This is a genomic window from Streptomyces sp. NPDC029216 (assembly GCF_040648015.1).
In the GTDB taxonomy this organism is placed as follows: domain Bacteria; phylum Actinomycetota; class Actinomycetes; order Streptomycetales; family Streptomycetaceae; genus Streptomyces.
Window position 1 is genome coordinate 38,151 of the sequence record NZ_JBEZWL010000017.1, and the last position, 12,637, is coordinate 50,787.

Consider the following 12,637-nt stretch of genomic DNA (forward strand, 5'->3'; position numbering starts at 1 on the left):
ACCGCCCTCCTGATTCCGCCTACTCAACAGACCTGCCAGGAGCAGCCATCATGACCAGCAGCACCGGCCCCTTCATCGCCGCGATCGACCAGGGCACCACCTCCTCCCGCTGCATCGTCTTCGACCGCGACGGCCGCATCGTGGCCGTCGACCAGAAGGAGCACGAGCAGATCTTCCCGAAGCCGGGCTGGGTCGAGCACGACGCGACCGAGATCTGGACCAACGTCCAGGAGGTCGTCGCCGGCGCCATCGCGAAGGCCGAGATCACTGCCGCCGACGTCAAGGCGGTCGGCATCACCAACCAGCGCGAGACCACCGTCCTGTGGGACAGGAACACCGGCGAGCCGGTGCACAACGCGCTGGTCTGGCAGGACACCCGCACCGACGCCCTGTGCAAGGAGCTCGGCCGCAACGTCGGCCAGGACCGCTTCCGCCGCGAGACCGGCCTGCCGCTGGCGAGCTACTTCGCCGGCCCGAAGGTCCGCTGGCTGCTCGACAACGTCGAGGGCCTGCGCGAGCGCGCCGAGGCCGGGGACATCCTCTTCGGCACCATGGACTCCTGGGTCATCTGGAACCTCACCGGTGGCGCCCAGGGCGGTGCGCACGTCACGGACGTCACCAACGCCTCGCGCACCATGCTGATGAACCTGCACACCCTGGCCTGGGACGAGAAGATCGCGGAGTCGATGGGCGTCCCGCTCAACGTGCTCCCCGAGATCAAGTCCTCCGCCGAGGTCTACGGCCACGTCAAGGACGGCGTCCTCGCCGGTGTCCCGGTAGCCTCGGCGCTCGGTGACCAGCAGGCCGCCCTCTTCGGCCAGACCTGCTTCGCCGAGGGCGAGGCCAAGTCCACCTACGGCACCGGCACGTTCATGCTGATGAACACCGGCGACAAGATCATCAACTCCTACAGCGGCCTGCTGACCACGGTCGGCTACCAGATCGGCGACGAGAAGCCGGTCTACGCCCTGGAGGGCTCCATCGCCGTCACCGGCTCGCTCGTCCAGTGGATGCGCGACCAGATGGGCCTGATCAAGTCCGCGGCCGAGATCGAGACCCTGGCCTCCTCTGTCGAGGACAACGGCGGCGCCTACTTCGTGCCGGCCTTCTCCGGCCTGTTCGCCCCGTACTGGCGCTCCGACGCCCGCGGTGTGATCGCCGGCCTCACCCGGTACGTCACCAAGGCGCACATCGCCCGTGCCGTCCTGGAGGCCACCGCCTGGCAGACCCGCGAGATCACCGACGCCATGACCAAGGACTCCGGCGTCGAGCTGGCGGCCCTCAAGGTCGACGGTGGTATGACCTCCAACAACCTGCTGATGCAGACGCTCTCGGACTTCCTGGACGCCCCCGTGGTCCGTCCGATGGTCGCCGAGACCACCTGCCTCGGCGCCGCCTACGCCGCCGGCCTGGCCGTCGGCTTCTGGCCGGACACCGACGCCCTGCGCGCCAACTGGCGCCGCGCGGCGGAGTGGACCCCGCGCATGCCCGCCGAGCAGCGGGACCGCGAGTACAAGAACTGGCTCAAGGCCGTCGAGCGGTCCATGGGCTGGATCGACGACGAGAACGCCGGCTGACCGCACCAGCTGTCGAAATGACGAGGAGCTGAAGAGACATGAGCACCCTGCAGAGCGTCCCCGCACTGGGAACGCACCCGACCGCCGGCCTGAACCCGGGCCGCGCCGAGACCCGTGAGCAGCTGGCGAAGGCCACGTACGACCTGCTGGTCATCGGCGGTGGAATCCTGGGCACCTCGGTGGCCTGGCACGCCGCGCAGTCGGGTCTGCGGGTGGCCATGGTGGACGCCGGCGACTTCGCCGGCGCCACCTCCTCCGCCTCCTCGAAGCTGGTCCACGGCGGTCTGCGCTACCTGCAGACCGGCGCGGTCAAGCTGGTGGCCGAGAACCACCACGAGCGGCGGGTGCTGGCCAAGGACGTGGCCCCGCACCTGGTCAACCCGCTCACGTTCTACCTGCCGGTCTACAAGGGCGGCCCGGTGGGTGCGGCCAAGCTGGGCGCGGGCGTCTTCGCCTACTCCGCCCTCTCGGCCTTCGGCGACGGCATGGGCAAGGTCATATCCCCGGCCCGTGCCGTCGCCGACAACCCCGGCCTGAAGACGGACAACCTCAAGGCCGTCGCGGTCTACTACGACCACCAGATGAACGACTCCCGCGTGGCCGTCATGACGGTCCGCGCGGCCGTCGAGTCGGGTGCGGTCGTCCTCAACCACGCCGAGGTCACCGGTCTGCGCATGACGCGCGGCCGGGTCTCCGGCGCCGAGCTCAAGGACCGCCTCGACGGCACCGAGTTCGGCATCGACGCGCGCGTCGTGCTCAACGCCACCGGCCCGTGGGTGGACCACCTGCGGCGCATGGAAGACAAGCACGCGCTGCCGTCGATCCGCCTGTCCAAGGGCGCGCACATCGTCATGAAGCGCAAGTCGCCGTGGAAGGCCGCCATGGCCACCCCGATCGACAAGTACCGCATCACCTTCGCCCTGCCGTGGGAGGACCAGCTCCTGCTCGGCACGACGGACGAGGTCTACGAGGGCGACCCGGCGGACGTGCGCGCCACCGAGTCCGACATCCAGCAGATCCTCGACGAGGCCGCCTTCTCGGTGAAGGACGCCGACCTCGACCGCTCCCTGATGACGTACGCCTTCGCCGGCCTGCGCGTCCTGCCCGGAGGCCCCGGCGGCGTCGAGAAGGCCAAGCGCGAGACCGTCGTCTCCGAGGGCGCGGGCGGCATGCTGTCCGTGGCCGGCGGCAAGTGGACCACGTACCGGCACATCGGCCGCGTGGTCATGGACAAGCTCGCCAAGCTCCCGGGCAGCCCGCTGACCGATGACATGGAGCCGGTGAAGTCCCTCGTGCGCCGCGTCCCGCTGCCCGGCGTCGCCAACCCGAACGCCGTCGCGCACCGCCTGCTGGTGGACCGCGAGCCCGGCACGCGGATGGACCCGCTGACCGCCCGCCACCTGGCCTCGCACTACGGCTCCCTGGCCTTCGACATCGCCCGTCTGGCGAACGAGGACCCGGCGCTGGCCGAGCGCATCCACCCGGACGGCCCGGAGATCTGGGCGCAGGTCGCCTACGCCCGTGACCACGAGTGGGCCGAGACGGCGGACGACGTGCTGCGCCGGCGTACGACGCTGACGATCCGCGGCCTGGACGACGAGTCCGTACGGGCCCGCGTCGAGGAGATGCTGGCCCGCAAGGCATAGCTCGCACGCAGGTGGGGAAGAGGGGCGGTTCCGAGGGGAACCGCCCCTCTGTCGTGGGCTGTGGCGGCCGACCCCACAAGGCTTAGGCTTTCCCACGTACACGAGGAACTTCGGAAGGAGACCTGGGTGATCGAGCTTGAGGGCGTGCCCGAGCTGATCGACCCGGTCATGGTGGCCGCGTTCGAGGGCTGGAACGACGCGGGTGACGCCGCGTCCGGTGCGGTGGCGCACCTGGACCGGGAGTGGAAGGGCGAGGTCTTCGCGGCGCTGGACGCCGAGGACTACTACGACTTCCAGGTCAACCGGCCGACGGTGTTCCTGGAGCACGGGGTCAGGAAGATCACCTGGCCGACGACGCGGCTCTCGGTGGTCCGGATCGGCGGCGCGAAGCCGCGCGACCTGGTGCTGGTGCGGGGCATCGAACCGTCCATGCGGTGGCGGTCGTTCTGCAACGAGCTGCTCGGGTTCGCGCACGAGCTGGGCGTGGAGATGGTCGTCATCCTCGGCGCGCTCCTCGGGGACACCCCGCACACCCGGCCGGTGCCGGTCAGCGGGGTGACGTCGGACCCGGACCTGGCGCGGACGATGGACCTGGAGGAGACCAAGTACGAGGGCCCGACGGGCATCGTCGGCGTGCTCCAGGAGGCCTGTACGCACGCGGGTGTTCCGGCGGTGTCGCTGTGGGCGGCGGTGCCGCACTACGTGTCGCAGCCGCCGAACCCGAAGGCGACGCTGGCGCTGCTGAACCGGCTGGAGGACCTGATCGACATCCGGATCCCGCTGGGCGAGCTGCCGGAGGACGCGCGGGCGTGGCAGCTGGGGGTGGACCAACTGGCCGCCGAGGACAGCGAGGTGGCGGAGTACGTCCAGACGCTGGAGGAGGCGCGGGACACCGCCGATCTGCCGGAGGCGTCGGGGGACGCGATTGCGCGGGAGTTCGAGCGGTATCTGCGGCGGCGGGACCCTTCGGCGTCCGCCGAGCCCGGGGACGGGTCGTACCTGCGGGACACCTCTGCGGGGCCCCGTGCCCCGAAGCGCAAGCCGGACCCCTCCGCGGAGGAGCCTCCGGCTGCGCCGCCGGAAGAGGAGCCGGGGGGCGACTCCCCCGAGACCCCGCAGGCCTAGCGGTCCACCGTTCCCTGGGGGCTCCGCCCCCAGACCCTCCCCCAGCGCCTCGAACGCCGGCGGGGCTGTGAATGGCCCCGCCGGCGTTTGAGGCGAATCTTGGAACTACAGGGCTACGCCGAGGAGGGCGTCGACCGTGCGGGAGACCAGGCCCGGGGCCGTCTCGTCCGGTTCGTCCGAGGCCAGCTGCGCCTCGACCCAGCGGTCCACGGCCGCGAGCGCGGCAGGGGCGTCCAGGTCGCGGGCGAGGGCCTCGCGGACCTCCTCCACCAGGGCGTCGGCAGGCAGGCCGTCCGGCCGGGACACGGCCGCGCGCCAGCGGGCCAGACGGGCCTCCGCCTCGGCGAGGACCGCGTCCGTCCACTCCCAGTCCGCCCGGTAGTGGTGCGCCAGCAGCGCCAGGCGGATGGCGGCCGGGTCCACCCCGGCACGCCGCAGGGCCGAGACGAAGACCAGGTTGCCCTTGGACTTCGACATCTTCTCGCCGTGCAGGGAGACCATCCCCGCGTGCACGTACGCCTTGGCCATCGGGAACTCGCCCGTCAGCGCGTGCGCGTGCGAGGCGCCCATCTCGTGGTGCGGGAACGCCAGGTCGGATCCGCCGCCCTGGACGTCGAAGCCCATGCCCAGGTGTTCCAGGGCGATGGCCACGCACTCGATGTGCCAGCCCGGGCGGCCGCGCCCCAGCGAGGCGCCGTCCCAGCTCGGCTCGCCCGGGCGGGCGGCCATCCACAGCATCGGGTCGAGGGGGTTCTTCTTCCCCGGGCGGTCCGGGTCGCCGCCGCGCTCCGCGGACAGCAGCCGCATCGCCTGGGCGTCGAGGTTCGAGACCCCGCCGAAGTGAGGGTCGGACTCCACCGAGAAGTAGATGTCGCCGTCGAGGTCGTACGCGGCACCGGCGTCCCGCAGCCGTTCGACCAGCGGCACGATGCCGGGTATGGCCTCGACGGCGCCGATGTAGTGCTGGGGGGGCAGCATCCGCAGGGCGGTCATGTCCTCGCGGAAGAGGGCCGTCTCGCGCTCCGCGAGCTCGGTCCAGTCGTGCCCGTCGCGCTCCGCGCGCGCCAGCAGCGGATCGTCCACGTCCGTGACGTTCTGGACGTAGTGGACCTGGCGCTTGTTGTCGAGCCACACGCGCTGCACGAGGTCGAACGCGTTGTAGGTCGCCGCGTGACCGATGTGGGTCGCGTCGTACGGCGTGATTCCGCAGACGTAGAGGCGGGCGACGGGACCGGGGTCGAGAGTGACCGTCCCCTGGGTCGCGGTGTCGTGGATCTGGAGGTCGCGGCCCTTGCCGGGCAGGGCGGGGACCTCAGAAGCGGGCCAGGCATGCATGCTTCGAGCCTAACCGGACGACTGTTCCGGAAACGAATGCGACCAGCACTGTTGGCTTGATCCACACTCTTGCGGTCTGGCCGGATCTGTGCGTCGGCCCCTCCTCCGCCGGGGCCGGGTCCCCGCTCCGGTCAGACGGGCGGCCAGGGGATCGACGGCCACTGCCCGGACGGCTTGGGGTGCGTCCCGCTGCGCAGCAGCTGGGCCACACGGGCCCGTACGGCGGCCAGCTCGACGGGGGTGATCAGTTCGGCCAGCCGGGTGGCCAGCGGGCCGTCCTCGGCCAGCTGGACCTCCAGGGAGGACAGCACCGAGCGTGCTTCGCCGGTCAGCGGCTCGCCCGCCCAGCCCCAGAGCAGGGTGCGCAGCTTGTCCTCGGAGTGGAAAGTCACACCGTGGTCGATCCCGTAGAGCCGGCCGTCGGGCCCGGGGAGCAGGTGGCCGCCCTTGCGGTCACCGTTGTTGATCACGGCGTCCAGCACGGCGAGGCGGCGCAGCCGAGGGTCGTCGGCGTGCACCAGCAGGGCGGTGCGGCCCTCCCCCACCTCGGCGAAGGCGACCGGCTTCCAGCCCTCCCCGGCCTCCTCGCCCTCCACCAGCGCGAGGAGCTCGGGCTCCGGCCGTTCTCCGGCGTCGATCCAGTGCTGCACCATCCCCTCTCCGTAGGGGCCGTCGCGCAGCACGGTCGTGGGCACCAGCCCCCAGCCGGTGGCCTCGGAGACGAGGTAGGCGGCGCGCTCGCGCCGGGCGAGGTTGCCGTCGGGGAAGTCCCACAGCGGCCGCTCGCCCTTGACCGGCTTGTAGACGCACTCGGCGCTGCGGCCCTCGTGGCTCACCGTGCACAGCAGTACGGCGTTGGAGGCCTCGGGGATCCGGCCGCGGACGGTGAGCTCACCGCGGGTGAGCAGCTCCTCTATCGGGGTCACGGCGCTCACACCTGGCGCCGGTACCCGTTCTGCCGGGGGCACACGTGTCCCTCGGGGTCCAGCGGCAGGCTGCACAGCGGGCACGGCGGGCGGCCCGCGTTGACCACGTCGAGGGCCCGCTTGGCGAAGGCCCGGGCCTGGGCGCCGGAGAGCCGGACCCGCAGCATGGGCGGGCCGTTCTCCTCGTCCTGGAGCAGCCGCTCCTCCGCCTCGGCGAGGTCCTCCTCGGAGTCGGCGTCGAGTTCGACGAGCGCCTGGGCCTCGACGATCATCCGCTGCTGTTCGCCGTCCCAGGCGAGGGCCATGGTGCCGACGCGGAACTCCTCCTCGACGGGGACGTCGAGCGGTGCGGTGTCGGCGGCCTCGGTGGAGGCGACGGCCGGGACGGGGGCGTTGCCGCCGGTCCGCCGTACGACCTCGTCCAGCAGTTCGTCCATCCGCTCGGCCAGCGCCGCGACCTGGGTCTTCTCCAGGGAGACGCTGGTGACGCGGGGGCCCTGGGAGGCCTGGAGGAAGAAGATGCGACGTCCAGGCAGACCGACGGTGCCCGCCACGAAGCGGTCCGGCGGGTCGTAAAGGAACACCTGACGGGGCACGACCGGTCTCCAAGTCTGGGGCAGGGGCAGGGCTGCGCGCTTGCGTTGGCCCTGCCACCCTACTGCGCCGTCCGATCAGGCCGCGCCCGCGCCGCCGCCCACGACGGCGTTGCCGCCGCCCTCGGCCGCGTTCTCCGCGGGGGGCGCGGCGGCCGGGATCAGGGGGGCGAGGTCGCCGGTGTCGCCGAGGCGCAGCAGGAAGGGCCGGGTGGGGGTGTAGCGGACGGCGGTGACCGAGCAGGGCTCGACGTGGATGCGCTGGAAGAGGTCGAGGTGCATGCCGAGGGCGTCGGCGACGACCGACTTGATGATGTCGCCGTGGGAGCACATGAGGAAGACGGCGTCGGCGCCGTGCTCCTCCTCGATCCGTGCGTTCCACTCGCGTACGGCGTCCACGGCGCGGTTCTGCATGGCGCGCATGGACTCGCCGCCGGGGAAGGCGGCGGCCGAGGGGTGCTGCTGGACGATCTTCATGAGGGGGTCGTCGACGAGCTCGGAGAGCTTGCGGCCGGACCAGTCGCCGTAGTGGCATTCGCCGATCCGCTCGTCGGTGTGCAGGGGCAGGCCGGGCCGGGCCGCCAGCAGCGGGGCCAGGGTCTCCTGGCAGCGCTGGAGCGGGCTGCACACGGCGGCCGCGAGGGGCACTCCGTCGAGCCGTCCGGGCAGTGCGGCGGCCTGGCGGGCGCCGCGTTCGTCGAGGGAGACGCCGGGGGTCCAGCCGGCGAGCAAGCCTGCGGTGTTGGCGGTGGACCGCCCGTGTCGTACGAGGATCAGCGTGGCCATGGGAGCCAGCCTAGGCGGTGCGGCCGACGTGCGGGCGGGGCGCGGTGAGGGAAGAATGCCCCGCGTGATTGTGGACTGCGCGATGTACCGGGACGGCCGCCGCTCCGAGGCTCCCGGGGACCTGTCGGAGGCCCTGGCCCAGGCGCGCGCGGCCGGTGACGCCTTCCTGTGGATCGGGATGTACGAGCCGACCGAGGAGGAGTTCGAACACGTCAGCCACGAGTTCGGGCTGCACAAGCTGGCGGTGGAGGACGCGCTGACCGCGCACCAGCGGCCGAAGCTGGAGGTGTACGACGACTCCCTGTTCGTCGTCCTCAAGCCGGTGATGTACGACGACGCCGCGGACACCGTGAGCACGGGCGAGCTGATGCTGTTCATCGGCGACTCGTTCGTGGTGACGGTGCGGCACGGCGAGGGGGCCGCGCTGGCCGCCGTACGCCGTCGGCTGGAGCACGAGCCGGAGGTGCTGCGGCACGGCCCCACGGCGGTGCTGTACGCGGTGTCCGACGCGGTGGTCGACCATTACATCGAGGTGGCGGCGGAGCTCCAGGCGGACCTGGAGGAGCTGGAGGCGGAGGTCTTCGCGCCGAACGCCACGGACACCAAGAACACCGCCGGCCGGATCTACGGGTTCAAGCGGCAGGTGCTGGAGTTCCGCCGGGCGACGAGCCCGCTGCTCCAGCCGATGGACCGGCTGGCCTTCGGGAACGTGCCGTTCGTCCACGACCACGCCAGGCCGTTCTTCCGGGACGTCGCCGACCACCTGACGAAGGCGAACGAGTACGTCGAGGGCCTGGACCGGCTGCTGTCGGACGCGCTGGCCGCGCACCTGGCGCAGATGGGGGTCCGGCAGAACGACGACATGCGCAAGATCTCCGCGTGGGCGGCCATGGCGGCCGTGCCGACGATGGTCGCGGGCATCTACGGGATGAACTTCGACCACATGCCGGAGCTCAGGGAGTGGTGGGGCTACCCGGTGGTGGTGCTGCTCATGGTGGTCCTGTGCCTGGGGCTGCACCGGATGTTCAAGCGGCGCGGCTGGCTGTGAGCGACGCCCGGTCCAGGTCAGGTCGTCCTGGCTAGTCGTCAACGGCCCCCGGGGCCAGGGCCGGGGCCGGGAACGCGAAGCGGGCCTCGGCGCCTGACCACCAGACGCCGACGGCGAAGACGGCAGTGGCCTCCAGCAGGGCAGCGCGAGCAAGCCCGCCGCAGGGCAGAGGCGTGCAGTCCATGGAGGTGATGATCTCCGTCACCCGCGTGGCGGCGCCCGGCTGGTCGGTGCAGAACGGGACCGCCAGCGGGGACCCTTCGAAGGACGGCCGGTCCAGGGTCCAGATGCTCTCGTGGCACACCCCGAACGCCTTCACCACATGGGCGCCGGGGGCGGCGTCCGCGATGAGCCGGGCGACGGAGATGGCGCCGCCCGTGGTCAGGGCCGGGCCGTCCTCGCCCGGCGCCATGGGAACGGTGCAGTCGATCACCGTCCGCCCGGCGAGCAAGTGGGCCAGTTCCTTGGCCAGCCGCGGCGCCGCGCCCGCCGGCACGGCGAGGAGGACCACGTCCCCGTGGGCCGCGGCCTCGGCGAGGCTGCCGTGCGCGGAGGCGCCGGTGAGCAGGGCGGTGCGGGAGGCCGCTTCGGGGTCCCGACCGCCCACCCGAACGTCATGGCCGGCGCCTACCCAGGCCGCGCCGAGGGCCGTGGCCATCGCCCCTGTACCAAGAATGCCGATGCGCATGTGCGTGCTCCTGTCGTCCGTGTCGCGAGACGTGCGAGGTGTGACGGAAAGGACGCTAGGCGCGCCGACGCACACCACATGGTGTGCATCGGGCCGGGCAGGATGATCGCGTGAGCGACACGGCGGCAGGGGCAGACGAACAAGGCATGGGCGAGGACCTGGGCGAGGACCTGGGCGGTGGCGAGTACGCCGCGGACTGCCAGGCGAGGGTGGCCTTCGAAGTCCTGTCGAACCGCTGGGACAGCGTGATCGTGTACATCCTCGGCGAGAGCGGGCCCATGAGGCCGCGCGCGCTGATCATCCGCATCGGCGGGATCAGCCCCAAGGTCCTCAACGAAGCCCTGCGCCGCCTTGAGTACAACGGCCTGGTCGCACGCCAGGCGTACGCCGAGGCCCCGCCACGCGTCGACTACTCACTCACCGAGGCGGGCCTCGCGCTGCTGGGCCCGATCCGTGCGATGGGCGCGTGGGCGGGACGCTACACCGAAGCCGTCCTGGCGGCCCAGGCCCGCTTCGCACCCCGAGAAGACCGCCCGTACAGGAGCTGACCGGGACGTTTCACTACACCTACAGCGGTGCCGTGGAGTCGTACAACCCGGCCACCAATGCCTGGACAGCTCTGCCGTCGCTGCCGAAGCCTCGCAATCAGCTCGCAGCGGCCGCCATGCAGTGCCCTTCCGGGATCACCGGCACGTGTGTCTATGCCTCCGGCGGATACGGGACCGGCATCTCCGCCACCTTCGAAGCCCTCGACCCCCCACCAGCAGCAGGACGGCACTAGGCGAAGCCGGGCGCGGGGGCCGGTCTGCCGCCGAGGGGGTTCGTGAGCTCGGGCGGGCGGAGGTCGATCATGCGGTGCCAGCCGCTGAAGCGCTCGTACGCGTACATCCCGCGGATGCCGGCGCCGAGCGCGGCCGCCTTGGGCGCGGGCCAGCGCAGCAGCCGGCCCATGTGCTCCATGACGGCGAGGCTGACGTCGCGGTAGACGGCGATCTCGGCGAGGGCGCTCTCGCGCAGGACCTGGTGGATGGCGCGGCCGTGTCCCCCGCGGGCCAGCCGCAGCAGTTCCTCGTGGCAGTAGGCGAGGTGGTTGTCCTCGTCGTGGCTGATCACCCTGATGGCCTTGCCGACCTCGGGGTGGTCGCCGAAGTGGCGCCGGAGCATCTCCATCTGGTCGGCGGCCCGTTGCTCGGTGACCCGGCTGTGCGCGAGGTAGACGATGATGTCCCGCTCGGTCAGCGGCTGTTCGCGGCGCAGCTTGTCGTGGGCGAGGCCGATGCCACGGCGTTCGAGGAGCATCGTGTAGTCGGTCTCGGGCGGGACGGGCACGGCGGGCAGGCCGCGGTTGCGCAGCAGGGCGCGGAAGATCCGGCCGTGCTTGTCCTCGTCCGCACCGTGCCGGGTGATCTTGGGCGCGAGGTCGCGCATGCCGTCGGGGACGAGGGCGGCGATCCTGGCGTTCTCCCAGCCGCCCTGGGACTCCCCGCTGGCGGCGATGGAGCAGAACAGCTGGAAGGACTCGTCGTGGTCGACGATCTCCTGGAACAGGCTGCGCGCAGAGAGCATGCAACGAGTCAAAGGCGGATGGAACGGGCGGGCAACCGATGCGTCGCTCCGCTCGGCCGAATGAACGAAACCCCCGCCCGCGCCGGGGGCCGTAACCCCGGGGGCGGGCCGCGCGTTGTTGGCTGTGTCGGCCGTGGCGGGGAAGACCCCCCGAGCCCCCACCACGGCCGCTGAGCCCCTCGGGGCCTGTCGTCAGGCCCCCGCGTCAGGCCAGCCCGGCCAGCTCCAGCGCCTCGGTGCCGGCCCGCAGGGCGGTGAGCCGCTCGTCCAGGGTGAAGCCGGCGGGGGCCAGGGTGAGGGTGGTGACCTCGGCCTCGGCGTAGGCCCGCATCCCGTCGGCGATGCGCTCCACGGAGCCGAGCAGGGTGGTGGAGTCGATCAGCGAGTGCGGGACGGCGGCCGCCGCGCCCTCCTTGTCGCCGCCCAGGTACTTGGCCTGGATCTCGGCGGCTTCCTTCTCGTAGCCCATCCGCTGGGCGAGCTGGTTGTAGAAGTTCTGCTTCGGGCTGCCCATGCCGCCGACGTACAGGGCGGTGTAGGGGCGGAACATGTCGGCGAGCGCGTTCACGTCCTCGCCGACGGCCAGCGGCACGGTCGGGCAGACGTCGAAGCCGTCCATCGTCAGGCCGGCCTTCGCGCGGCCCGCGCGGATGTGCCGCAGGGCCGTCTCCTCCAGGTGCTCGGCGGCCGGGAAGATCAGCAGGGCGCCGTCGGCGATCTCGCCGGTCTGCTCCAGGTTCTTGGGGCCGATGGCGGCGATGTAGAGCGGGATGTGCGGGCGCTCGGGGTGCACGGTCAGCTTGAGCGGCTTGCCGGGGCCGCCGGGCAGGGGCAGGGTCCAGTGCTGGCCCTCGTAGCTGAGCCGCTCGCGGCTCATGGCTTTGCGGACGATCTCCACGTACTCCCGCGTACGGGCGAGGGGCTTGTCGAACTTGACGCCGTACCAGCCCTCGGACACCTGGGGGCCGGAGACGCCGAGGCCCAGGCGGAAGCGGCCCTTGGTGAGGGAGTCCAGGGTGGCGGCGGTCATGGCCGTCATCGCCGGCTGGCGGGCGGGGATCTGGAAGATGGCCGAGCCGACGTCGATCCGCTCGGTCTGGGCGGCGACCCAGGCCAGTACGGTCGCCGCGTCCGAGCCGTACGCCTCGGCCGCCCAGCAAACGTCGTAGCCGAGGCGGTCGGCCTCCTGGGCGACGGCGAGGTTGTCGGCGTCCATGCCCGCACCCCAGTAGCCGAGATTGATGCCGAGCCGCATGTGTCGTCCCCTTACGATGTGCCGGTTTACCGATCAGTAACGTAGGTCTGCGCAGGGACTGTAGCGCGCCCGACGGCCTCGCGTCAGTGCCC

General features: G+C 71.9%; 12 protein-coding genes. 5 read left to right on the forward strand and 7 right to left on the reverse strand.

Going from position 1 to position 12,637, the window contains the following annotated elements; all coding sequences use genetic code 11:
* Positions 1-50: 50 nt before the first annotated feature.
* The 3 genes from glpK (at position 51) to AB0F18_RS09695 (ending at position 4,348) form a co-directional block, all read left to right on the forward strand.
* Positions 51-1,577, forward strand: a complete 1,527-nt coding sequence (glpK, locus tag AB0F18_RS09685; protein ID WP_362056780.1) for a glycerol kinase GlpK — start codon at positions 51-53, stop codon at positions 1,575-1,577.
* A 38-nt stretch (positions 1,578-1,615) separates the two neighbouring features.
* The gene (locus AB0F18_RS09690; RefSeq protein ID WP_362056782.1) at positions 1,616-3,223 is read left to right on the forward strand and encodes a glycerol-3-phosphate dehydrogenase/oxidase; all 1,608 of its coding nucleotides are present in this window, start codon (positions 1,616-1,618) and stop codon (positions 3,221-3,223) included.
* Between the two features lie 126 nt (positions 3,224-3,349).
* A complete protein-coding gene (locus AB0F18_RS09695) occupies positions 3,350-4,348 on the forward strand; it encodes a PAC2 family protein (protein ID WP_362056785.1) in 999 nt (332 codons plus the stop codon).
* Positions 4,349-4,453: 105 nt separating this feature from the next.
* On the opposite strand, the gene mshC is transcribed toward AB0F18_RS09695, so the two are convergent.
* From mshC to AB0F18_RS09715, 4 genes are all read right to left on the reverse strand, one after another.
* Entirely contained in the window at positions 4,454-5,683 is a 1,230-nt protein-coding gene (mshC, locus tag AB0F18_RS09700; RefSeq protein ID WP_362056788.1) for a cysteine--1-D-myo-inosityl 2-amino-2-deoxy-alpha-D-glucopyranoside ligase, read from the reverse strand.
* 131 nt (positions 5,684-5,814) lie between these two features.
* Positions 5,815-6,609: an SCO1664 family protein gene (locus AB0F18_RS09705; RefSeq protein WP_362056791.1), complete on the reverse strand. Its 795-nt coding sequence runs from the start codon at positions 6,607-6,609 to the stop codon at positions 5,815-5,817.
* A gap of 5 nt (positions 6,610-6,614) precedes the next feature.
* Complete coding sequence (locus AB0F18_RS09710) at positions 6,615-7,205, reverse strand: DUF3090 domain-containing protein (RefSeq protein WP_362056794.1); 591 nt, start codon at positions 7,203-7,205, stop codon at positions 6,615-6,617.
* A 75-nt stretch (positions 7,206-7,280) separates the two neighbouring features.
* The gene (locus tag AB0F18_RS09715) at positions 7,281-7,988 is read right to left on the reverse strand and encodes a histidine phosphatase family protein (protein ID WP_362056797.1); all 708 of its coding nucleotides are present in this window, start codon (positions 7,986-7,988) and stop codon (positions 7,281-7,283) included.
* Between the two features lie 55 nt (positions 7,989-8,043).
* On the opposite strand from AB0F18_RS09715, the gene corA reads away from it, so the two are divergent.
* Positions 8,044-9,036, forward strand: a complete 993-nt coding sequence (corA, locus tag AB0F18_RS09720) for a magnesium/cobalt transporter CorA (RefSeq protein WP_362056799.1) — start codon at positions 8,044-8,046, stop codon at positions 9,034-9,036.
* Between the two features lie 31 nt (positions 9,037-9,067).
* Here corA and AB0F18_RS09725 read toward each other — a convergent pair whose 3' ends face one another.
* Positions 9,068-9,802, reverse strand: coding sequence for an NAD(P)-binding domain-containing protein (locus AB0F18_RS09725; RefSeq protein WP_362056802.1), 735 nt, complete (start codon positions 9,800-9,802; stop codon positions 9,068-9,070).
* A gap of 68 nt (positions 9,803-9,870) precedes the next feature.
* Here AB0F18_RS09725 and AB0F18_RS09730 point away from each other — a divergent pair, with 68 nt between their 5' ends.
* Entirely contained in the window at positions 9,871-10,272 is a 402-nt protein-coding gene (locus AB0F18_RS09730) for a helix-turn-helix domain-containing protein (protein WP_362056912.1), read from the forward strand.
* 229 nt (positions 10,273-10,501) lie between these two features.
* Here the strand turns inward: AB0F18_RS09730 and AB0F18_RS09735 are convergent, their stop codons facing one another.
* Both AB0F18_RS09735 and AB0F18_RS09740 read right to left on the reverse strand, forming a co-directional pair.
* Positions 10,502-11,290, reverse strand: coding sequence for a ferritin-like domain-containing protein (locus tag AB0F18_RS09735; protein WP_362056805.1), 789 nt, complete (start codon positions 11,288-11,290; stop codon positions 10,502-10,504).
* Positions 11,291-11,495: 205 nt separating this feature from the next.
* Positions 11,496-12,545, reverse strand: coding sequence for an LLM class F420-dependent oxidoreductase (locus AB0F18_RS09740; RefSeq protein ID WP_362056808.1), 1,050 nt, complete (start codon positions 12,543-12,545; stop codon positions 11,496-11,498).
* Positions 12,546-12,637: the final 92 nt, after the last annotated feature.

Bases quoted from the DNA above. Each gene is read 5' to 3' on its own strand.
- glpK (WP_362056780.1), top strand. From the start codon at position 51: ATGACCAGCAGCACCGGCCCCTTCATCGCCGCGATCGACCAGGGCACC.
- AB0F18_RS09690 (WP_362056782.1), top strand. From the start codon at position 1,616: ATGAGCACCCTGCAGAGCGTCCCCGCACTGGGAACGCACCCGACCGCC.
- mshC (WP_362056788.1), bottom strand. From the start codon at position 5,683: ATGCATGCCTGGCCCGCTTCTGAGGTCCCCGCCCTGCCCGGCAAGGGC.
- AB0F18_RS09715 (WP_362056797.1), bottom strand. From the start codon at position 7,988: ATGGCCACGCTGATCCTCGTACGACACGGGCGGTCCACCGCCAACACC.
- corA (WP_362056799.1), top strand. From the start codon at position 8,044: ATGCCCCGCGTGATTGTGGACTGCGCGATGTACCGGGACGGCCGCCGC.
- AB0F18_RS09730 (WP_362056912.1), top strand. From the start codon at position 9,871: ATGGGCGAGGACCTGGGCGAGGACCTGGGCGGTGGCGAGTACGCCGCG.
- AB0F18_RS09735 (WP_362056805.1), bottom strand. From the start codon at position 11,290: ATGCTCTCTGCGCGCAGCCTGTTCCAGGAGATCGTCGACCACGACGAG.
- AB0F18_RS09740 (WP_362056808.1), bottom strand. From the start codon at position 12,545: ATGCGGCTCGGCATCAATCTCGGCTACTGGGGTGCGGGCATGGACGCC.